This is a genomic window from Dyella caseinilytica (genome assembly GCF_016865235.1).
Taxonomy (GTDB): Bacteria; Pseudomonadota; Gammaproteobacteria; order Xanthomonadales; family Rhodanobacteraceae; genus Dyella_B; species Dyella_B caseinilytica.
Genome location: NZ_CP064030.1, coordinates 1,250,389 through 1,270,380, shown reverse-complemented (window position 1 = coordinate 1,270,380; position 19,992 = coordinate 1,250,389). Strand labels below are relative to the sequence as shown.

Genomic DNA, 19,992 nt, shown 5'->3' with positions numbered 1-19,992 from the left:
CGCACGGCTGTAAGAGCCTAGCCTTGCGTTCCGGCAAGTACACCCGCGTCCACAAGCAGATCACGCAATTCGCGCAGCTGCGGCTCATAGTTCCGCCAGCGGCCGAGTGCTGTCCGATAAATCGGCGCACGCACTTGCCATGCGTTGGGGGTGTTGACGGGTGCGGCATTGTGTTCAGACTGCAAGCAGGTATCGTTCCAGGGTAAGCCGCAAAATTCCAGCAACTTACGCGTGGCAGCCTCCTGCGATTCCACCAACGACTCGTAATGCACCTCCAACACACGCCCTGGCAACACGTTGTTCCAGTGTGCCATAAGACGGTCGAAGCCGATGTAATAGCGCCCGGTATCAAGCAGATCGAAGGAGTAGTCGTAGTAAGACGTTTCCTGCTCAAACAAATGCCGGAAATTCCCAAGGCAGGTATCCAGCGGATCACGACGAAGACAAATGATCTTCGCCTTTGGCAAGGCGCGTGCGATAAAACCCGCATAAAGAAAGTTATGCGGCAACTTGTCGATAAAGTAGGGAGCCTTTTCCGCGTGCTCGTTCGTAGCGGCGAGGTAACTGGCACCCAACGCCTGCCAATCGAGGCTGCGTACCCGCGCAGGCAAATCCGGATCAAGCAAAATCGGAACCGTGCTACCGGATACGCGCTGCAGGCTTGCCGGAAAATCCTGCAGCTCACCGGCGGAATGAACATCCGGATGACTGGAAAGGATGCGATCAAGCAGCGTCGTGCCTGTACGCGGCATGCCAATGATGAAAATCGGAGCACGGCTTGCATCGCCTGAGTGGGCCGCCTTCTCCGTCACCGGGAAGCTCTCGACAAGCCGCTTGAAAATGGCTTCGTCGCGCTTGACCGACTGTTCATCGCGGCGACGCCCCGCCGTCTTCGCGCGGCGGTAATGCTCAAACGCTTCCGGATAATTGCCCAGATCCTCACATTCCTTGGCCAAGGCCATATTCAAATAAAGCTGTGCAGCAGGCTGCGCTGAATACTGTGTCTGCAATCGCTTCAATCGCTCCACATGATGGCCGTCAGGCGTTTGGCGGCGCAGTTGCGCAAGATTCCAATGTGCAATCCAGAAGCGCGGCTCAAGCCGGATGCATGCCTCAAGTTCCTGTTCTGCCGCAACAGCATCACCCATCGTGGTCAGTGCGTAGGCCAGATTGAAACGTGCTTGCGGATGATTCGGCACCATGGCCACGAGACGGCGAAAAACATCAACAGACTGCTCATGCGCATTGGTCTGGCTGAACACCACACCAAGCGTATCCAGCGTCATGGGATTGGCCGGCCCCAGCGCCAACGCCTTTTCGGCAGCAACTTTCGCTTCTGCCATCCTGCGTGCAAGCGCCAGTGATTTGGCGTACTCCGCCGCAAAATCTGCACGCCCCGGCTGGAGCAGCGTCGCCTGCCGCAAAAGGTCGATGGCTTGCGGCAGCTGTTGCAATTGCATATGCGCCACGCCACCCATGAATGGAGCCATGGCGTCCAACGGCGCAAGCGGCTGCAATTGCAACGCCAGCTGCCTGACGACGGGCCAGTCCTGACGATTGAAGGCGTTAATAAGTCGCGCTTGGAGATCGGAAAGGTCGGCCATGGATGGTTTTTGCAGCAGCGGTGACGATCAGGTAGCGGGACTCTATGCAGTCCATTATGCAGATTCAGCCGCCAGGCGTCGCGCCTGGCATAGCTCCCGCCGGCAAATCAGCATCTGAAGGCTTCTTGCTGTCCTGATGTAGCGATCAGCCGGCCTGCACCTGGCAACCACCGTTCCGCTTCGCCCGGTACATCCGCTCATCCGCCAGGATCGATAATCGATCTGGCGTAGGTGCATCGTCCGGAAACATGGCCAAGCCGATGCTCGCGCCGATTTGCATGGTGCGTCCTGACACGGTCAACGGCGTTTCCAGCAGCTTCTTCAAGGTGGAGGCCACCTCAGCAGCTTCGCCACGTGTAATCGGTCCTTCCAGCACCACCGAGAACTCATCGCCTCCAGTACGCGCCAGCGTGTCGATGCGGCGAAGCCTGGTCGCAAACATCCGGGCAACCTGCTTCAACACCTCATCCCCAGCGTGATGACCAAGCGTGTCGTTCACTTCCTTGAATCCATCCAGGTCGATGGCCAATATGGCCGTGCAGCCATTACGTTGCCGTGCACGCTCCATGGCACCACTGATGCGATCTTCGAACAAGCGGCGATTCGGCAGGCCGGTCAAGGCATCGTGATAGGCCAGATGTTGATTCCGTTTCAGCTGACCTTCCAGCAACAACAGAATCATGCCCACCGCCACCAGATACTTGGGCAAGTTCCAGACTTCTGCACCCACTTTCACGTCGGGCAGAAATACATCGAACGCCATGCCCACCGGGAAGACCAGCGACCAGGCGAGCAGTCCCAGCATGGTGACCACGAAGCCGCCGGTCTTACGCTGATTGGAGAAGCCGAACTGCAGGCAGCAGGTGAAATAAGCTGCAAACAGCGGCATGACCATCATCAGATCAGGCCCGTGCGCGGAGAACTGCCAATGCAGCAGCGCCGCGGCAAGCGCCACATGCGTAACCACCGCGATCCAGCGGCTGACCGGACGCTGTGCACGCGGCGTCGCCGTAACAATGGCCAGCGGCACGATGGCAAACAGGCTCGCGGTTGCGGCCATCACAAACGGAGGTATGGCCGGCAATGACGCCAGCGCAAGATAAAGCGTGTAAACAGCGCAGACGGCCCAGAACAGCCATCGGCTGCCCCATGCTTCCGGCAACGGATCCATCGACCAAAAGAAAAGCTGCGCACACCACACCAACGCGGCCGTACCCACAATACCGGTGACTGTGCCGAGCAGATCCGGCGCGTCAGCGAAAGAATAAGCCGCGAAATGCAACTCCACGCAAATCCATCCCGCCAACCATAGCCGGGTCATCGTGCTGCCTGCCGGGCGCGACACCGAAATAAACGCGTAGATCAGGACTCCAACGGCCAACAGATCTGGGAGCTCTTTCCAGGACATTTACTCGGACCACGCTTGCTGCGATCCCGATAAAAGATGGACCGCTGCTCGTTAATGTAAAGGTTTGTGTGACGTCCTTATCCGGCCATGGGCAGCCTTGTCCAAACATCACGCTGGCGAGCCATGCGCCCTTTCCGAGCTGCCAAGCGACCGTTGTTATCATTAAGCATGCTTATAGAAAGCCCGGAAGCAGATCACGTTATTGGCGTGAAACACCAACGGGCCATGCTCCTGGATTGCAACACCATCATATGTTCAGGATCTGCCAGTAGATCGGCAGCGCCGGATATTTCTTTAGCTGGCATGCCCCGCGAGCGAAGTGTATTCAGCTGCGCGCATGACCCAACAAAAAAGCCGAGGGGATGGCTCCCCTCGGCTTCATTTCAATCGATCTCAATAACGACGCTTGCCGAACTCAGTTCGATTCAGTGAACTTGATCGACGGGGTCGAACCACTGGAAGCAGTACAGGTGCCCAGGTTCAGGTTGTTGCTCTCGCCCGTGGTGCCGGAATCGGCCACGCAGGAAGGAGCGCTGGTGGAACCATCGCTCACTGCGAGGTTCACCGTGATGGAGGCGCCATTGTTGAACTCCGCTTCCGAACCGCCAGCATTGCCGACGATGTTGAACTCACCGGTGTTCCACACCGATGCGATATCCAACGTGCTGTCCTTTTGGCTGGTGCTGTAAGCCTCACCGTCATACGTAACGACGGCCGTGTCGTTACCACTCTTGGCCGCCGTAGCCGTCAGCTTCAAGCTGGCCAGTGCGGTGGGCGAGATATCCGGCGGCAGTGCGGCACTGCTGTTCTCGTAGCAATCACCTTCGCCGTCGCTGCCAAAGCCGCTCGGGCACCGGCTGCTGCCGTAGCCGATCAGCCAATCCTGCATGAAGATGGCACCCTTACCTTGTTCCTCGTAATCCGTCGCATACACCCACTGCTGCCACACGGTGCAACCGGAGTGGCTCTTGCACGCTGCGGTGGTCGACGTGAATTGCGTATTAAGCTGAACTGAATATTCGTTGGCGCCCAGGATACCGCCATCGCCGTAAGCCGCCACACCGATGCTTTGCTCGGAGGTCACACCGGTTACCGACGGGAAGGTGCCGACAGCCGAGGTGATCAGGTGAGAGCCGGTCTGAATGGTGTAATCGTTGCCGTTACCGGCCGTTTCCTGTGCGGCGAAAAGGTAGTAATGCGGCAGCGGATGCGCCGCTTGCGTCAACGCTCTGCATGCCACTTGCTGCCACACGATGCTCGGATAGCTGGCATGGAAGCAACCTTCTGACGGCGTGGCGATCTGCGCGATGTCTTGACGCCAGGCTTCGCGTGCTACTTGCTCGATCGGCCCTACTTGCTGATCGGCTGCGAAGACCGCGGGAACAAACGCAGCGCCCACCAGACCGGCTGCGAATACAAACTTCAACTTGGCTTGCATCGATAATCTCCCCAATTATGCAATGGCTATCGGTTAAAGACTCTGGACCATCCAGAAGTCTCGGCACTTCGAACAGCGATGCCTCCATGCAAGCAGTCTCCCCTCCCCCTGCAGCAAAGCTTCTTCACACACTCATCACATCACTGCTCGTGTGACGAGATAGCCATGCCGTTCTGTGTAAGACGCGCAGCCACGACGCTTCCCTACCCAGCAAAAACATACGATGCAAACAAAAAAAGGAGCCGGGAAGTTGCCTCCCCGGCTCCTTGTATCGATCAAAAGCAATCAATCCGGTGCGACCATCACAAAAAAGCGCCGAGGGAAAATCCCTCGGCGTTCATATCACGAGAAAACGATTACGTACGACGCGATCAGTTCGACTCGGGGAAGCTGATCGACGGCGAGGTCGTGCCGCTGCCCGAAGTGGTACAAGTGCCCAGGTTCAGATTGACGCTTTCGCCGGTGGTGCCGGAGTCAGCCACACAGGAGACCGTGGAGTCGGAACCGGTCGTCGCTGCAATCTTCACCGTAGCGGAGACACCGCTGCTATTGAACTCAGCTTCCGAACCGCCAGCATCGCCGACAACGTTGAACTCTTCAGTATTGGCCACGGACGCGATGTCCAGGGTGCTGTCCTTCTGGCTGGCACTATAGGCCGTGCCGTTATAGGTCAGCGTGACCACGTCGTTGCCACCCGATGTATACGCACTCGTCAGCGTGACATCGGCCAGATCCTCGGGCGAAATATCCGCAAGCTGGGTAAGGCTGCTGTTTCCGTAGCAGTCACCTTCGCCATCGCTGGAGAATCCGCTCGGGCAACGGCTGCTGCCGTAGCCGATCAGCCAGTTCTGCCAGAAGAGCGAGCCTTCACCGGTTACATCGTAATCGGTGCCATACACGGCCTGCTGCCACACGGTGCAGCCGGACTTGCTCTTGCAAGCCGCCGTGGTCGACGTGAACTGGGTATTCATCTGCAGCGAATACTCATTCGAGCCGAGGATGCCACCATCACCGTACGCGGCCACACCTACGCTCTGCTCAGAGGTCACGCCGGAAAAAGTCGGGAAGCTACCGACAGCCTTCGTGATCAGCTGACCGGTCTGAATGGTGTAGTCGTTACCATTGCCCGCGGTCATCGGTTCGCCGAAAATGTAATAGTGCCGCATGGGCGTCGCACGAGCCGGAGCGGTGCCGCACGCGACCTGATGCCAGACGATGCTGGGAAAGGAAGCCGCGAAGCAACCTTCCGAAGGCACGGCAACGTTCGCGATGTCCTGGCGCCAGGCTTGACGCGCAACCGCTTCGATCGGACCCACTTGTTGACTGGAAGCCGAACCAAAAACGTTCGTGGACGGCGCCGCAAAGGCGGCGGGAACAAACGCGGCGCTCACAAGGCCAGCCACGAATACAAACTTCAACTTCGATTGCATTGAACATCTCCCCATTGTGCAAATGGCTATCGGTTAAAGGCTCCGGACCATCCGGAAACCTCGCTACGTCCAACAACAATTTGCTTCCGTGCGGACAGTCTCCCCACCCCCTCACGGCCCATCCGGTTCGTTGCTTGGATGCAGATCATCGGCAACAGACAGAACCAGCCATACCTTCTCTCCATGCGGTTGCCTGCAGAAAGCGTGGCTTTTTTGACAAAAAGACCCCGCTGTCGCGCCACCCTGTAGCGCGAACTCTTTCAGCAGAACTCAACATCAATCTCCCTCACACGTTCGCCACTACCACGCATGGCACCTCACGACGCATCGTGTGCGATCCGAATTTCATGGTATGAATTCGAATCACCCCGCTCCACCAGATGAGCATGCTGATCAGTGTGTGTAGAAGTCGTGACGTCAATCGCGTCGCAAAAGTTTGCGCACACACGCGCGTGCACGCGGTCAAACCGCTCTGCGGCGCAGCGTGATTTACTCGATGATGTGCGGCACAAAACGCGAGGTATCGCGTGTAATGAGCGTGGCGTCTTCCCTTATTCCGATGCCCGCAGGTGTATCGCCCACCACCCAACTTCCAATCAGCGGATAGCCTCCCGCAAAATGCGGCAGCGGATGAAAGGCCTGTCGAATGGTGGGACATTGCGTGTATCGCCCTGGCGATTCGATACGCTCGCCATCGGGCAACACCATGCGCACATTGGCACCCTCGCGCGACAACAACGGCTTGCGAACCCAGCCGCGCGGCAAAGGCACATCGCCACTTTCTTCAAAGAACGCCGGCAACAAATGAGGATGCCCGGCGTGACGCTCCCACAGCAGGGGAAGAATCCCCTTGTTGCTCAACACGGCCTTCCATGGTGGTTCCAGCAACTGCATGCGCGAACCCGGCAGGTAAGGCCCATAGGTATCGGTAAACAGGCTTTCCAGCGGATACAGCTTGAACAGCGAACCGATCACCCTGTTCTGCAAATCGGTAAACCTGCCCTTGCTGGATAGACCGATGTCTTCCAGCGCCATGACCTCTGCATGCAAGCCCGCTTGCAACGCGCAATCACGCAAGTAAGCAATGGTGCCTTGGTCTTCGGCATTGTTTCGCACGGCAGCAAAGTAGAACGGGCGCGGCAATGTCCTGGCTATTGTTGCGAAAGCAAGAATCAACAACTCCTGCAGCTGATTGAACTGATCGGCACGCTTGGGTAATACGCCACGTTGCTGTTGTTGCTCCAGCCATATCCATTGGAAGAAAGCGGCTTCGTAAATGGAGGTCGGCGTGTCGTAATTGAGCTCGTAAAGCTTGGCTGGGCCGATACCGTCATAGACCAGATCCATACGCCCATACAGATGCGGCTGGCGCTGCTTCCAGGAATCGGCAATCCAATCCCAGTAGCGCTCGGGAATGGTCAGCTTGGCCAGCAATGCTTCGCTGCCGATGATCTCGTCCACCATGGACATCGCGAGCATGTGCAATTCATGCGTCGGCGCTTCGATATCCCGCTCGATCTGCTCAAGGGTAAATGCGTAGTAGGCCGACTCATCCCAATAGGGCGAGCCATCGATGGTATGAAACAGAAAACCATAGTGCTCGGCAGTGGCCTGCCAATCCGGGCGCGGTGCAATGGCAATGCGTTTCACTCAAATCTCTCAGCTGTGACCACCCTCATCGCCGCCACCGAAACCGCCGCGGCTGGCCGTATCGCCTTCGCCCGCCACTTCATCCGCCGGCACGGAGTGCCAACCGCCAGAACCACCACCCGCATAGACTGAACCATAACGGGGCGAGTAATCGTGGTGATCACGTTTGCGATAAACCGGTCCGGCCGGGAAATACGAGACTTGGCTACCGTGCATAACACGTGCAATGAGGAACGCACTCATGGCGGGAAACCAGTAACGATTACCGTTGTCGTCCTCGGTCTCCACGCACGTGCTCTGATCGTAATCGTTGTCACACAGTGCTTCGCTGCTGTAATGCGTCGCAAACCTCATGGCGTCCGATGAGGCACGATCATGCGCATCCTCGCAGCTTATGTCCGGAACACCGGCCTGCACACATGCCTCGACCGAAACAAATTCCTGTTGGCTCTTTTGGGTGTCATCGCAGGCGCTGATGAAAAGCGGACTGAGCCCCATGACGACCAGCGATGCCGTCTTTGAACGTTTCATACCGTCCCCTGAAAGGTATGACGACGAGCATAATCAGTGCCCGGAAACGGCGCAATCCGGCCGCTGCCAGGCCGATCTAATGGTGGGGTACGGGCCGCGGCGCAACCATCAGCCCAATGACCCACCCCACATAGAAACGAAAGTCGATGGCGTACTCCATCCAGGAATAGATGTATCCACTCCGGTGCGCAAACAAGGAGAGTCCCAACTGCAGAAGGCCCGCCACTGCAAGCCAGATCATGGCGATCCAGGCGGTCAGGCGCGTGCAGCGAGACAGGCCGGGCTGGATAGAAGAACGATGCATCGCCACGTAGCCTGCAACGAGAATCGATGCGCAGGGAATGATGGTGGTAAAGGTATCCTGGATCGCCCATTGCCACACAAAACCAATGGCCAATACCGATAGCGCAGCCAGCAACAGCGCTGGCCAGCTTATCCAGCGCGAGCGCCCTGCATAGAGCCACGCCACCGTTGTTACAAACGGAATCCAGGCCCACTGAAACACCTCTGAAAGTGCATAGAAAAGACTGTCTTCGGCTCGATGATCAGCGGAAGCCGTCGCCACAAAACTGGTGATGGCCTCATGCATGCAAACCGCCAGTACGGCGAAACCGAATGCGGCCAAGGTGGCATGAGCCGGTGTGCGGTGCCGGTGCGTGACGTGCAAGCGCATCGCACGCAGCCTTTCGGTCAGAGGCTCCACAAAAAAAGCCACGATCGAACCCACCAGCAACGCCGACGCTGCGGTAATGCTGTCAAAGTGCCGAACGATGGAAAGCAGACCCTGCCAGATAAACTCCGGCGCCACCGAACAGACCGCCACCCAGGCGGAAAAGAAAAAGACATTGATCACGCCAAGGTAAGGTGTGTGAAACAGCGACACCTCGACAGACTGCCCAGAACGCTCGCCGTCCTGGGACACGGCATGCTCGGCTTCACGTGATTGCAAGTCCATCGACACCACCTTTGAGGCATAGGGGTCGATCCCACATCCTGGGATAACTGCAGCAATCCGAAAAAAAGTCCGACCACGCTCTCCCTCGGCAGAGCGCCGGTCGGATTGCACTTTATCAGCTTGGCGTTGAGGCAGATGCCGGGGACAGGCAAACGACTGTCCACGCACGGACATGTCCGGACAGCAGATCTGTCCGCGGACAAGCAGCTATCGCCGCACACGCCCGGAAAAATGGCTCAACCATGCGGGTTTGCTGGCATTTAAACCTTTGGCACGGGGTTTGCCATCTATATCTCGAAAGCTTCATTCCTCACTTGCGGAGAACAGCCATGAAATTCGAGACCCTGCTTCTGAAAGCCCTTTTCGCCTCCTGCCTGCTGGTGTGTGCCATGACCTTCGGTGCCATGGTGAGCGCACACTCCCCGGCCCCCAGCCTGATCGCCAGCCACGCCGTTGCAGCACATGCCGCCAGCCAGAAGGCGTAAGCCGCATGGCCTACTCATCCACGCAATCGTTACCGCAAGGCTGGCGCATGATCGAACCAGTCTTGCGGCGAAATAGTTAGCACACCATCTAGCCGCGCTCGTCCTGCGACAACATTACTTACGAAAAGCAGAATCACTTCGTTAGAAATCGTTTCAAAAATAATCAGACCGTAATCTACACATATCCTTCACATTACTAACCACCGCAACGACATCACCAAATTGCCACTGCATTTGCACATTTCCCCTTTGACGCTACTAGCTGCGTGATCAAGACAAACGTAGACTCGACAAACCTCCCCTTCGACGGGAGGCATCTCGTTTGACCACCAAGGAGTCTGCGCTATGAATAGCTATGCTTCAAAGTCCAACGCGAACCAGGCACCCCGTGCTTTTGCCCGTATCAATGCCATGGAAGTCACCAAGACCGTAGACGAACAGAACAACGAAGAGCTGTTCCTGTCGGTCGTCACCACTTTCCATCCGGAACCCGAATTCGGCATGCTTGCCTGAGCATCTGAATGTGTTGGACAGCGCGCCCCGCTTTCGCGGGGCGCGTCTTTTGGATCTGAAGGGGATGCCATGCAACACAGCGTGCTGATATTTGCGCCGGATACGGATCCACATGCCTGCGCCGTAGCCTGGGCGCTGGAACAGCAGGGTGTCGCAACCGTCCTGGCACCTTCACTGCAAGCCAAGCCGGGATTTCACTACAGTTTTCACATCAACGCCGAAAACGAACAGTTGCAGGACACCACGTTGTCCGGGCGTCGTATCAGCGCCGTCTGGAATCGACGACTGCACGATCCGCAACCTACCTGCGCTGAAGAAGACAGCGCCTTTGCAGCCCTGGAATGGCGCATGTTCCAGCGCAACCTGTTTAGCCTGGCTGATGCCTATGGCGACGCGTTATGGATCAATCGTGTCCCGGAGGCGATCCGCGCGGAGCATAAGCTGGTGCAGCTCAGCGTCGCCCGTCGGCTCGGCTTGCCCTTCCCCGAAACCGTCGTCACCACCGATGCCAACCAAGTCGACGCCCTGCGAAAAAAATGGGGACGCATCATCTTCAAGAGTTTTCTGATTCATCAGTGGGAAGATCAGGAGACCGGCAAGAAGCACGCTGTCGGCGTAACCCTGCTTGATGAACGCAGCGACTTGCCGGCTGAATCCATCGCCGTTTGTCCCGGCATCTATCAACGCTATATCGAAAAGTCCTGTGATATCCGCGTCACCATCATGGGACAGCACCTGTTTGCGCTGAGCCTACGCAAAACCGCGAGCGGCGGCTTTGTCGATTGGCGCCCATACAGCAACGCCCCCGAACTCAAGGCCGAGGCCATAACGCTGCCTGCGCACGTCGAGGACAAGTTGCGCGCGCTGATGCGCGAGCTTGGCCTTGTCTTAGGCTGCATCGACTTGGCCGTGGATCACGACGGAAACTATTACTTTCTGGAAGTAAACCAGGCAGGCCAATTCCTGTTTGTCGAGGACATGTGTCCCGCCTACCCCGTGTTGCAGACCATGACGGCGCTACTGGCAAGCGGCCAGCCCAACGCTGACATCAAGGCCCTGAAAAACGTGACCATGTCGCAATTTCGCGCTTCCGAAGCGTATGCCAAATTGAAGCAAAGGGTGACCACGATCAAGCCGGAAAAACAGCTTTTTACGCTGGAATAGGCGCGATCACGATCATCGCGTCACACCGCATTCGCTAATGCGTAATCCACTGCCGCACGCACTGCCGCCACTTGCGCAGCAACACACTGCTCCGGCGTAGCGCGCGGACTGTCCGGATAAACTTCGGTCGTGGTTGTGTAACGCGCACCAGAAATACCAGCGCAGAGGCCGAGCTTCACCAGCGGATAACGGATCACACCTGGCGCCACCACCGGCGAACCAATGATTTCGTCCTTCGCATCAGCAGGCTCGATGTGCGTCACCTTCGCTACCGCGGCCAATACTGCATGCTGGAACGCTGGCTGCGGATTCTCGGTGTCATCGACCAGATAGAAACCATCCGGAATTTCCCCCGGCTCGAAAGCGACGCCATCGCGGGCCGCCAATGCGAGCCGGAATTCGGTCTCATCGGTATCCGTCGTCTCGTGCAGGTCGATATGCATCAGAATGCGGCCATGCAGAGGTGCAATCAGAGCCAATAACGCCGCGGACTCCCCGGCGGGACTGTCCGCACGGAACGAGCGGTTCGGATCGATGGCATGCGGATTCCAGCGTTGAATCCGCTCATAAGCCCACGGACTCACACACGGCGCGATCAGGATATTGGCCTGTCCGCTGTAATCGGCAGCGTGTTGCTCAGCGAAGCGCAGAGCGCCGTGTACACCACTGGTTTCATAGCCGTGCACGCCGCCGGTCACCAGCATGGTCGGCAAATCGTCACGCCAGTCGCGAGATCGGATTGCCAGCAACGGGTAGCTGGCCGGGACGTAATTCAGGCGCCCGTATTCCGACACGTCGAAGCGGGAACGCAAACGCTCGATCGCGTCAAGCACATCCGTTTCGTAGCTTCGCTGCCAGGATTGGCGCGCCAGCCACGCGGCTTTCTCCGATTCGCCCCAAGGCTGGCCAGAGGTACCAATCGGATAAGGAGCCAACAAAGCAGTCATATTGTTACCTTCCACGTCTGGATTCCTGTCGTCACTGAAAATTCAACGACGCGTCTGTTTAGGTTAACTCTGCACGCAAGATGTAAAAACCCCCGCACTAAAGAAGGCGCAGAAGTCGATCTACCTTCAGCACAGCGGCTTGTCGGCCAACCGGATATGCCGGGTTTTGCCAAGCAAGCTATGAATCAGCACGACTTCATGCGCCGGCCATACCACGGGTTCAATGTGCTGGAACGGCACCGTTGGCTTGTTGTAGGCCAGCGTCATGTGCGGCGTAAATGAGCCCTTGGTATAGGGATTCAAGGCGGCAGCATTCAGGTGCGTTGCAAGTTGCTGGTGGAGCGCACACAGGGCTTCGTTGCCATCGCTGGCGGAAAGGACGAAATCACCGTGGGTGCTGCGGTTGTTGAAGCTGCCGATCTGGTCAAAGCGGATCGTGACAGGCTCAGCGCTGAGATGAGAGAGTGCATCGGCAGCTTGGGCTACCAGGCCAGGAGGGAGTTCGGTGTAATCGCCGAGATGGAACAGCGTGAGATGGAGCCGACTCGCTTCCACCGGCTTGCCGTCCATGCGACGGGCTGCGAGATGCTTGGCCGCAAACGCTTCGAAACGGGTCGCATAGGCAGGGTCAGGGAAAATGGCCAGGAACAGGCGATCGGCGGGAATGGCAAGATCAAAGCCTGGCAGGGATCCCTGGGGAAGCATGCGGGTGTTCCTTGGTACTGGCGTAACAAAAGCGGAGGCACATTAACGGCTAGCAAGCAGCTCGCTGCCATACGCAGATCTGAGCTACCTTTATTCACTCCGTCCCATTATCGCCCCGAACCAAGCAACATGAAACCAGAAGATCTGCAGCGGCTGGTAACCGTCACCATGCCGTACGGTAAATACCAGGGACGCCTGATCGCCGACCTGCCCGGCGCATACCTGACCTGGTTTGCGCGCAAAGGCTTCCCACCCGGCGAACTGGGCAACTTGTTGGCCTTGATGCTTGAGCTTGATCACAACGGACTGAAGTCTTTGCTCGATCCGCTGCGAAAGCGTCAACAGGGTCGATAGCGCATCTGCACTTGTCAGTCTGCCGGTGAACCGAATCCCGTTCCATTTCTGGACTTGCCTTGGGCTTACGGCTCTCCCGCCGTGGACGCCTGCACAAGGATAGGACGATAGTGCGCCAATCCCGGCACATCGAGTTTCGGAATCTTGGCTTCGTCGTCCCAACGGCGAAGTTGGACCGCCACGCGAGCGTTCGGCAACGCCTCAAATGCGGCAACTTCCTCGTTGCTCATCGGACCGCCCTGGAGCTGGAGGCTTTCGATGGAAGCAGGCGATAGCCGGCTGATATAGGCCGAATCGGTTGCACACAGATAGCGCTTGGCGGCAACGTGCAAGCGCACCGTTTCGGTGACGTCTTCGCCAAACCATCTGGCCAGATACGTTGCAGCCACTTCCTCGTGAGCACCATCTAACCCATGCTGCGCAATGTCCTCAGGCAAGCCGTGCAGTACATGCCCAATATCGTGCAGCAACGCCGCCACGATCGTTGATGGGCTGGCATGAGACTGCTCGGCAAAATGCGCACACTGCAGACAGTGTTCAAGCACGGAGACAGGCTCGCCAAAATACGCACTCTCTCCTTGTTTCGACAACAAGTCCAATAACTGATCAACGTGTTTGGCGTGCGCCATGACCGAACTCCGTAGCAACCCACATCCAGCCAACTGGAGGCAGATAGTTAATACGCCTAGGATTGCGGAAAGCGCGCAGTGATCTAGACAACCAAACGCAGTTGTCTAAAAAATAACGGCGCCTGACCATAACGGCAGCGAACACCGCTATATTTTGGCGCCGTTATCCGTGGTGGTGATTTAGAGGCTCACTCCGGTAATCGTCAAAATGGTCGGGCCACTTGCATTGGTCAGACCACCCGGTGAACTGCAAACATCGTCCAGCGTCGCACCCAAATTTGTATCGGTCACCGTAATGGCAACCGTGTCACCAGCATAAAGGCCATTGGTTACCGTTCCGGTCAGTGGAATAACCAGATTACCGTCAATGTTCTCCACATCACCACTCAATTGCGCCGTACTTTTCTGGCCGTTCGCCCACGCGATGACCCACGTTACATTGGTCGGATCCAATAGCGAATCGCAGGACAGCTCTTGCTCGAACTGCTGTGAGGACGAAGCAGACGTGCCGGCCAACGGACAAGACCACAGGCTACTCGTGGAAACCTCGACGTCCGTCGCGGTATCCGTAAGGCCCGGCGTCCAGCTAGCGGTGTGAGTTCCTACACATGTAACCAGCGTGATGCCTTGCGCATAACTTGTAGTCGGCGCGGCGGCGATAACCGATCCAAGCAGGCATGCCACTAATGCCAGTGATGACGCGCTCAGGCGCGTCATCAAACTCGAAATTTTCAACGCGTGCATGATCTCCTCCTACGCTCAGGACGATAGATAGAGAGAAAAATCGGCACTAAGCCAAGCAATCGCCGAATAAACCCATGACGATGCCTCAAGGTGCCAACGTACTGCGAGCGTAAACTCAGGATCGACCCACCGCTCGACAGACCATGCAGCTATCTACTCCAGCCCTCATTAGGCCGTGATGAAATCGTGGTCAAACGCGCCACGATCACATTGAAGCGACGTGTCCCCGTTTTGACGCGCAAAAAAGCCTGATGTTGCCTACATATCGCTCGACGCAAGCGGCATACCGTATTGCTGCTTGCGATTGAACACAACGGATGTTTCCACGCGCTGCACGACAGCATGGCGATTGAAGTGCTGCGAGATGATGGCTTTCAAATGCTCCATATCGTGCACAACGACATCGACAACCAGGTCAGCACGACCAGACACAAGAAATACGCCGCGAACTTCCGGAACAGCAGCAGTCGCGCTTACGAAGTTATCGACAACCTCAATTTCCAGCTTGCCGAGCTGCACGAACAGCACAGCCTCCAAGGCGAACCCGATCGCCTGGAGATTCACCTCGGCATGCGCGCCAAGCAGAACACCGCGCGCCCTAAGCGATTTGATCCGCTCATGGCAGCTTGATGGCGCAAGGCCAACCGCTGCAGCGATCTGCTTGTTGGACAACCATGCATCCTTCATCAAAAGGCGCAGGATGGCGAAATCTGTTCGGTCGAGATCGATCTCAGCGGCCATAATTCCGAAATCTATTCGATTGACTGTTTATTGATCCTAATATCATTCTAATTACATGACAAATAAACGAATAATTTCTCTACCCATCGTCCTGGCCACTTTGCTGCTGCCATGGATAGCCAACGCTGAGCTGCCGGGGATTTGCGATACCGCGGCCAGCCCCACCTCTGCGCCCGACGCAGTGAACGACACGACTGGGCAACGCTTGATTGTCGAAGAACGGGCAAGCTGGAATCTGGCCATCAAGCGAAATGCCGCTGCCTACAGGGCCCTTCATGCTCCTGACTTCTTTACGGTCGACGCCACCGGCGTGGTAGATCGAGCAGATAGCGAGGCGTCCGCCATGGACTCAAACGTGCGCTTCGATCAATGCAAGCTTTCCGGATTCGACGTTCACTTCGTCGCCGAGGCCGCCGCACTCGTCACCTACCACGTCAAGGCAGCGGGACTCGATCATGGAAAAGCCTTCCAGCTCGACAGCTACGTTTCGTCCTTATGGATGAAACGGGATGGCAAATGGCTGAATGTGTTTTATCAGGCGACACCTGTGCCGGGTCAGTGATGGTGCAGCGTCACGACACTTTTTGCGCTTTTGAACCGCGCATGCTCAGTAATAGACCGACAACGAACTCATCCAGGTCAGAGCCGGTGACCGCTTCGGTGCTGGAATCGGGTTGACGGTGTAGCTGAGTTGCTGGGTCAGATAGATGCCGCGCCTCCAGCGATAAACATAAGCGAGCGCATAGGTGGAGCTGTAATCCACTGCGGAGATACCGCGTGCCTGCTCCATGCATTGGAAAGACTTGCTCAGCCGATTAAATGTATAGCTGAGCGACAGCACGTCGTCTGGCCGTCCAAAAGGACCCAAGACATAAGGCGTGATGCCGATATCGCTGGCGTAAACGTTGCGATCAGGTGGCGAATAGTCGGCCTTGGCATTGATGTACAGGCCACGAAAAGAACGCGTCGGATCGGTCTGGATCAACTGGTAATCACCGACCAGATAGTAGGCGTAATTGCTGCCCGCGTACCCGCCATTTTGAAAATCAGGATAGTGGCTTTCGTTATAAATGACGCCCTGTCGCAACCATGCCATTCTCTGCCCGGGAGCGGCATCGGTCTGGTAACCCAGCTCATTGATGTACAGCGCCTTGGCGCCGGGGATATGCCATTTAAGGCCCAAGAAATTATTGCTATCCCAATCCGCCTGTACCCCTTCGGGATCCACGCTACGGGTAACGCCGAAGCGCTCGTAAAAGTGATCGGGCAACGCCAGGCGCAGGTTGGCCTCTGGCGCGGTTTTGTTGTTGATCAAACCGACCTCGAACGGGATGGAGCTCGAGATACCGGCTGTCGATGCAGTTGCGCTCGTACCAAGGGAGAAGCCATAAAACTGGTTTGACAGCTCGTCATAACCGTATTGCAGCTGCACCCTCCCATCATTGAAATGCTGGTTGATATAGAAGCTATTGAAGGAAAGCCCGGTTGGGTTCTCGCCGGCGTAAGAGAACGCCTGAAAATCCACGTTGAACACCAATTGCGTCGCATCAGGGAAACCGATTCGACTCAAATCATAGGTGATCGCTACAAACGGATTGGTCCTGTAGCTGGGATCTTGGCCGATATAACGTTGAGGATGTTCATCATGCTGGAACAGGTCGTAGGAAAATCCCACCGATCCACCACCTTCGATCAGCCAACCGCTATCGGCCAGATCCTCGCGCAGCCCGCCCCACTCCGGTGACACCGTCTCGCAAGTACTGACCAGAGGACTGGTTGTACCTCGCGGCTGCAAACTGTCATAACGATGACAGCGCGCAATGTCGGAATTGTCGGTTGTGGCATCCGATTGAGTATCGGCATCTGTCGTGGGCTCATAGTCAGCACGCGCATCACCGCACATCGCCAACAGAACCACTAACAAACAGCCACTTAACACGGGCGCCGCATAACGCAGAGCATGGGGGAACATGACGTGTCAGCTAATTGAAAGGTCATTCACGCAGTGGACCGACGCTGCAGATCCAGCCTCATTGACTACGTGGTTGGAGGAGATCGATCGATACCTGATTCGACGCGGCCCAGGGGTTTGAGCGCGCCTCGTTCGATCGTCATGCACGCTATAAGGGCTGCAGGCGGCTTGCAATGATTCGAATGGGTCTGGCATCAGCTATCGGCATGGGCTAGGGTGTTTAATTCTGCTTGCCCACTGACTTCGTCTTCTTGAAAGGCGACGTAGCGCGCTCGATCCGAAACGGACGCTACACTCCGATTTTTTCCGGATGCTTGACCAGACCTGCCAACGAATTCATTGCGGCAAGCCGTATCAGTAAGCAACACAAATAGCTGAAAATCCGTTTTACCATTTACCTGATTAGCGATTTCGCAAAAGAAGCTGCGCCGTTTAAATAACGATAGCTGGCGCTGAGGTATCCCCATGTTTTTTGCTCGATGATCTTAGCGAAATCGGCAAAGTAGCCCTCATCTGCAAAATTACCTAGCCGTCATTCCGGCGAAGGCCGGAATCCATGCTTCGTATTGACCATAGATTCCGGCCTTCGCCGGAATGACGGCTAGGCAAAATGGTCGGTACAAGTACCGAAAAAACTACGCTCGAAAAGCTGAAAACGCGGAGCCACCTCGGTAGCTAGTGCTGGACTCTATTTCCCGTTCAAGCATGGCTCGCCTGCAGCAACTGCTGGCGCGCATCTTTCAGTATTTCATCAGCGAGAGCGGGATCAGCGTCGACGACGGCGCGTGAGAGCACCAGTGAACCGACCATCTGACTGAAAAGCGCGATGGCTTTTTTTCTTTTCTCTTGCGGGCTATCGCCTGCGATCAGGTTCGCCATCTGATCGAAATTCCACGTCAGTCCGTGTGCATAGGATTGCCGCGCTTCCTTGCCCAGTCGCCGAACATCGCCGGCGAACGCCGTGAGCGGACAACCCGCCTCGATATTGGCCAGATGATCGTGGGACAGGTACCACTCGATATGGCGTTCCACGGGGTCGCGTGCCTCCGCTTTCGACGCCTGAATGCCCTCAACGAGCAGGGCCGCGCCATCTTCCATTGCCTTCTCCATGACGGCGGCGACCAGAGCGTCCTTCGATTTGAAGTGGTTGTAGAAGCCGCCCTGGGTGAAGCCCGCGGCCTTGGTCAGCTCGGCCAGCCCCACTGCGGCCACCCCGCGCTCACGGAAGAGCTTTTCCGCGGCGGCAATGATAGCCCTTTTATTTTCAATAGCTTGCTGCTTTGAAACGCCCATATGCCTACTCCTTTTCGGCGCCCGATGAGGCGCGACCTCAAAATACAATGTCGATCACCATTGACAATCGGCCGTGATGGCGCCATTCTAGCCCATGTCGATGGTGATCACCATCGTGAGTCCATTCCCGTGTCAGGCAGCTAAACGCCCAGTGCGGCCGGCTTCATCGACGAACCGCGCTTGAGCCATTTGTCATTGAAGAGGAAACGAGCATGTCAAAGACGTCACCGGAACAGAACAAGGCCCTTGTCCTGGAAGCGTTCGACACGTTGTTCAACAAACGTGATTACGACGCCGCTGAGCGGTTTTGGTCCAACACCTACATCCAACACAGCGCGCATATCGAACCGGGCCGCGAAGGTCTGTTCAATCTGGTTCGCAGTACTCCCAGCACGCTGCGTTACGAACATGGCCTGATCCTGGCCGAAGGCGACTACGTCATCGTGCATGGACGTTTCTCCGGCACAGGTCGTCCAGCAGCATGGATCGCCGCGGATGTCGTCCGCATCGCAGACGGCAAGCTCGCTGAACACTGGGACGTGTTGCAAGACGAAGCAACGCAAACCGAATCCAAGAGCGGATTGCCGATGTTCGGCAATCGCTTCCCTGCTTGATCCCCTCCAAGGAAAACTCTCATGAAACTCACTGGCAACACTATCTTCATCACCGGCGGTGGTTCGGGTATTGGTCGCGGACTTGCCGAAGCGCTGCACAAGCTGGGCAACAAGGTCATCATTGCCGGCCGGCGGCGTAGTCACCTCAATGCTGTTATCGCAGCCAATCCAGGCATGGAAGCGATCGAACTCGACATCGCCGATCCGGCCAGCATCGATCGCGTGGCGACCAAACTGATCGCCGATCATCCCGAACTCAATGTGCTCATCAACAACGCCGGCATCATGCAAGCCGATACCGTTGCCGGAAAGATTGATGACGCGCTGCTGACCTCAACCATCACAACGAATCTGATCGGGCCGATCCGTATGACGTCCGCACTGATCGAGCATTTAAAGAGCAAGAACAATGCAGTCGTGGCGTACACAAGTTCCGTGCTTGCCTTCGTTCCGATGGCCGTGACTGGCATCTATTCCGCGACCAAGGCGGCGATTCATTCGTACGTACTGTCGCAACGCTTCATGCTGCGTAACACAAGCGTTCGTGTCCTTGAGATCGCACCACCGTGGGTGCGCACCGAACTCATGAACAGCCAAGAGGCGGAACAAGCCATGCCGCTTGATCAATTTATTGCCGAAACGATGAAAATTCTCGGCACGGATGCAGACGAGATCGTCGTCAACGCCGCCGAACAGTTCCGTGGCAATGCGGGTCCGAACGAACATGGTTTAGTCAACGGCTTTAATGAGCAAGCGCTTGCACTCTTTGGCGGTGCCTGAACGGGCGGCCAACTCAGCCTCCTCCCCTGAGGCAC

21 protein-coding genes are annotated in these 19,992 nt (G+C 56.8%); 7 read left to right on the top strand and 14 right to left on the bottom strand.

All coding sequences use genetic code 11. From position 1 onward, the window contains the following. Nucleotides 1-17: 17 nt before the first annotated feature. From ISN74_RS05380 to ISN74_RS05350, 7 genes are all read right to left on the bottom strand, one after another. Entirely contained in the window at nucleotides 18-1,604 is a 1,587-nt protein-coding gene (locus ISN74_RS05380) for a tetratricopeptide repeat-containing sulfotransferase family protein (RefSeq protein ID WP_188798094.1), read from the bottom strand. 145 nt (nucleotides 1,605-1,749) lie between these two features. After that, on the bottom strand, nucleotides 1,750-3,012 hold the full coding sequence (locus tag ISN74_RS05375; RefSeq protein ID WP_188798092.1) for a GGDEF domain-containing protein: 1,263 nt from the start codon (nucleotides 3,010-3,012) through the stop codon (nucleotides 1,750-1,752). Nucleotides 3,013-3,427: 415 nt separating this feature from the next. After that, nucleotides 3,428-4,450: a hypothetical protein gene (locus ISN74_RS05370; RefSeq protein ID WP_188798091.1), complete on the bottom strand. Its 1,023-nt coding sequence runs from the start codon at nucleotides 4,448-4,450 to the stop codon at nucleotides 3,428-3,430. Between the two features lie 371 nt (nucleotides 4,451-4,821). Beyond that, nucleotides 4,822-5,880 carry a hypothetical protein gene (locus ISN74_RS05365; RefSeq protein WP_188798090.1) on the bottom strand — a complete coding sequence of 353 codons (1,059 nt, stop codon included), beginning with the start codon at nucleotides 5,878-5,880 and terminating at the stop codon, nucleotides 4,822-4,824. A gap of 489 nt (nucleotides 5,881-6,369) precedes the next feature. Further along, on the bottom strand, nucleotides 6,370-7,530 hold the full coding sequence (locus tag ISN74_RS05360) for a glutathionylspermidine synthase family protein (RefSeq protein ID WP_188798088.1): 1,161 nt from the start codon (nucleotides 7,528-7,530) through the stop codon (nucleotides 6,370-6,372). Nucleotides 7,531-7,539: 9 nt separating this feature from the next. Further along, entirely contained in the window at nucleotides 7,540-8,061 is a 522-nt protein-coding gene (locus ISN74_RS05355; RefSeq protein WP_188798086.1) for a DUF1190 domain-containing protein, read from the bottom strand. Nucleotides 8,062-8,137: 76 nt separating this feature from the next. Further along, the gene (locus ISN74_RS05350; RefSeq protein WP_203546704.1) at nucleotides 8,138-9,190 is read right to left on the bottom strand and encodes a hypothetical protein; all 1,053 of its coding nucleotides are present in this window, start codon (nucleotides 9,188-9,190) and stop codon (nucleotides 8,138-8,140) included. 155 nt (nucleotides 9,191-9,345) lie between these two features. On the opposite strand from ISN74_RS05350, the gene ISN74_RS05345 reads away from it, so the two are divergent. From ISN74_RS05345 to ISN74_RS05335, 3 genes are all read left to right on the top strand, one after another. Further along, a complete protein-coding gene (locus ISN74_RS05345) occupies nucleotides 9,346-9,501 on the top strand; it encodes a hypothetical protein (RefSeq protein ID WP_188798081.1) in 156 nt (51 codons plus the stop codon). A gap of 345 nt (nucleotides 9,502-9,846) precedes the next feature. After that, nucleotides 9,847-10,014: a hypothetical protein gene (locus tag ISN74_RS05340; RefSeq protein WP_188798079.1), complete on the top strand. Its 168-nt coding sequence runs from the start codon at nucleotides 9,847-9,849 to the stop codon at nucleotides 10,012-10,014. 69 nt (nucleotides 10,015-10,083) lie between these two features. After that, on the top strand, nucleotides 10,084-11,178 hold the full coding sequence (locus tag ISN74_RS05335) for an ATP-grasp domain-containing protein (RefSeq protein ID WP_188798078.1): 1,095 nt from the start codon (nucleotides 10,084-10,086) through the stop codon (nucleotides 11,176-11,178). A gap of 20 nt (nucleotides 11,179-11,198) precedes the next feature. Here the strand turns inward: ISN74_RS05335 and ISN74_RS05330 are convergent, their stop codons facing one another. Both ISN74_RS05330 and thpR read right to left on the bottom strand, forming a co-directional pair. Next, nucleotides 11,199-12,125 carry a M14 family metallopeptidase gene (locus ISN74_RS05330; RefSeq protein WP_188798076.1) on the bottom strand — a complete coding sequence of 309 codons (927 nt, stop codon included), beginning with the start codon at nucleotides 12,123-12,125 and terminating at the stop codon, nucleotides 11,199-11,201. Between the two features lie 126 nt (nucleotides 12,126-12,251). Continuing rightward, the gene (gene thpR, locus ISN74_RS05325; RefSeq protein WP_188798074.1) at nucleotides 12,252-12,830 is read right to left on the bottom strand and encodes an RNA 2',3'-cyclic phosphodiesterase; all 579 of its coding nucleotides are present in this window, start codon (nucleotides 12,828-12,830) and stop codon (nucleotides 12,252-12,254) included. Nucleotides 12,831-12,959: 129 nt separating this feature from the next. Here thpR and ISN74_RS05320 point away from each other — a divergent pair, with 129 nt between their 5' ends. After that, entirely contained in the window at nucleotides 12,960-13,184 is a 225-nt protein-coding gene (locus tag ISN74_RS05320) for a DUF3820 family protein (RefSeq protein WP_188798073.1), read from the top strand. Between the two features lie 65 nt (nucleotides 13,185-13,249). On the opposite strand, the gene ISN74_RS05315 is transcribed toward ISN74_RS05320, so the two are convergent. The 3 genes from ISN74_RS05315 to ISN74_RS05305 form a co-directional block, all read right to left on the bottom strand. Next, the gene (locus ISN74_RS05315) at nucleotides 13,250-13,813 is read right to left on the bottom strand and encodes a phosphonate degradation HD-domain oxygenase (protein ID WP_188798071.1); all 564 of its coding nucleotides are present in this window, start codon (nucleotides 13,811-13,813) and stop codon (nucleotides 13,250-13,252) included. A gap of 180 nt (nucleotides 13,814-13,993) precedes the next feature. After that, nucleotides 13,994-14,557 (bottom strand): hypothetical protein, encoded by a 564-nt coding sequence (locus ISN74_RS05310; RefSeq protein WP_188798069.1) that lies wholly within the window; start codon nucleotides 14,555-14,557, stop codon nucleotides 13,994-13,996. A 258-nt stretch (nucleotides 14,558-14,815) separates the two neighbouring features. Then, a complete protein-coding gene (locus ISN74_RS05305) occupies nucleotides 14,816-15,298 on the bottom strand; it encodes an Lrp/AsnC family transcriptional regulator (protein WP_188798067.1) in 483 nt (160 codons plus the stop codon). A 55-nt stretch (nucleotides 15,299-15,353) separates the two neighbouring features. Here ISN74_RS05305 and ISN74_RS05300 point away from each other — a divergent pair, with 55 nt between their 5' ends. Then, a complete protein-coding gene (locus ISN74_RS05300) occupies nucleotides 15,354-15,860 on the top strand; it encodes a nuclear transport factor 2 family protein (RefSeq protein WP_188798065.1) in 507 nt (168 codons plus the stop codon). Nucleotides 15,861-15,905: 45 nt separating this feature from the next. Here ISN74_RS05300 and ISN74_RS05295 read toward each other — a convergent pair whose 3' ends face one another. After that, a complete protein-coding gene (locus ISN74_RS05295; RefSeq protein ID WP_188798063.1) occupies nucleotides 15,906-17,270 on the bottom strand; it encodes a carbohydrate porin in 1,365 nt (454 codons plus the stop codon). 699 nt (nucleotides 17,271-17,969) lie between these two features. Beyond that, nucleotides 17,970-18,563 (bottom strand): TetR/AcrR family transcriptional regulator, encoded by a 594-nt coding sequence (locus tag ISN74_RS05290; RefSeq protein ID WP_188798061.1) that lies wholly within the window; start codon nucleotides 18,561-18,563, stop codon nucleotides 17,970-17,972. 212 nt (nucleotides 18,564-18,775) lie between these two features. Here ISN74_RS05290 and ISN74_RS05285 point away from each other — a divergent pair, with 212 nt between their 5' ends. Continuing rightward, complete coding sequence (locus tag ISN74_RS05285) at nucleotides 18,776-19,177, top strand: nuclear transport factor 2 family protein (protein ID WP_188798059.1); 402 nt, start codon at nucleotides 18,776-18,778, stop codon at nucleotides 19,175-19,177. Between the two features lie 21 nt (nucleotides 19,178-19,198). After that, nucleotides 19,199-19,957: an SDR family oxidoreductase gene (locus ISN74_RS05280; RefSeq protein WP_188798058.1), complete on the top strand. Its 759-nt coding sequence runs from the start codon at nucleotides 19,199-19,201 to the stop codon at nucleotides 19,955-19,957. Nucleotides 19,958-19,992 lie beyond the last annotated feature (35 nt).

Excerpts from the sequence above, each read along its gene's own strand:
- ISN74_RS05295 (WP_188798063.1), bottom strand. The coding sequence starts at position 17,270 with ATGTTCCCCCATGCTCTGCGTTATGCGGCGCCCGTGTTAAGTGGCTGT.
- ISN74_RS05355 (WP_188798086.1), bottom strand. The coding sequence starts at position 8,061 with ATGAAACGTTCAAAGACGGCATCGCTGGTCGTCATGGGGCTCAGTCCG.
- ISN74_RS05335 (WP_188798078.1), top strand. The coding sequence starts at position 10,084 with ATGCAACACAGCGTGCTGATATTTGCGCCGGATACGGATCCACATGCC.
- ISN74_RS05345 (WP_188798081.1), top strand. The coding sequence starts at position 9,346 with ATGAAATTCGAGACCCTGCTTCTGAAAGCCCTTTTCGCCTCCTGCCTG.
- ISN74_RS05290 (WP_188798061.1), bottom strand. The coding sequence starts at position 18,563 with ATGGGCGTTTCAAAGCAGCAAGCTATTGAAAATAAAAGGGCTATCATT.
- ISN74_RS05365 (WP_188798090.1), bottom strand. The coding sequence starts at position 5,880 with ATGCAATCGAAGTTGAAGTTTGTATTCGTGGCTGGCCTTGTGAGCGCC.
- ISN74_RS05280 (WP_188798058.1), top strand. The coding sequence starts at position 19,199 with ATGAAACTCACTGGCAACACTATCTTCATCACCGGCGGTGGTTCGGGT.
- ISN74_RS05380 (WP_188798094.1), bottom strand. The coding sequence starts at position 1,604 with ATGGCCGACCTTTCCGATCTCCAAGCGCGACTTATTAACGCCTTCAAT.
- thpR (WP_188798074.1), bottom strand. The coding sequence starts at position 12,830 with ATGCTTCCCCAGGGATCCCTGCCAGGCTTTGATCTTGCCATTCCCGCC.
- ISN74_RS05305 (WP_188798067.1), bottom strand. The coding sequence starts at position 15,298 with ATGGCCGCTGAGATCGATCTCGACCGAACAGATTTCGCCATCCTGCGC.
- ISN74_RS05320 (WP_188798073.1), top strand. The coding sequence starts at position 12,960 with ATGAAACCAGAAGATCTGCAGCGGCTGGTAACCGTCACCATGCCGTAC.
- ISN74_RS05370 (WP_188798091.1), bottom strand. The coding sequence starts at position 4,450 with ATGCAAGCCAAGTTGAAGTTTGTATTCGCAGCCGGTCTGGTGGGCGCT.
- ISN74_RS05315 (WP_188798071.1), bottom strand. The coding sequence starts at position 13,813 with ATGGCGCACGCCAAACACGTTGATCAGTTATTGGACTTGTTGTCGAAA.
- ISN74_RS05350 (WP_203546704.1), bottom strand. The coding sequence starts at position 9,190 with ATGTCCGTGCGTGGACAGTCGTTTGCCTGTCCCCGGCATCTGCCTCAA.
- ISN74_RS05300 (WP_188798065.1), top strand. The coding sequence starts at position 15,354 with ATGACAAATAAACGAATAATTTCTCTACCCATCGTCCTGGCCACTTTG.
- ISN74_RS05330 (WP_188798076.1), bottom strand. The coding sequence starts at position 12,125 with ATGACTGCTTTGTTGGCTCCTTATCCGATTGGTACCTCTGGCCAGCCT.
- ISN74_RS05375 (WP_188798092.1), bottom strand. The coding sequence starts at position 3,012 with ATGTCCTGGAAAGAGCTCCCAGATCTGTTGGCCGTTGGAGTCCTGATC.
- ISN74_RS05285 (WP_188798059.1), top strand. The coding sequence starts at position 18,776 with ATGTCAAAGACGTCACCGGAACAGAACAAGGCCCTTGTCCTGGAAGCG.
- ISN74_RS05310 (WP_188798069.1), bottom strand. The coding sequence starts at position 14,557 with ATGCACGCGTTGAAAATTTCGAGTTTGATGACGCGCCTGAGCGCGTCA.
- ISN74_RS05340 (WP_188798079.1), top strand. The coding sequence starts at position 9,847 with ATGAATAGCTATGCTTCAAAGTCCAACGCGAACCAGGCACCCCGTGCT.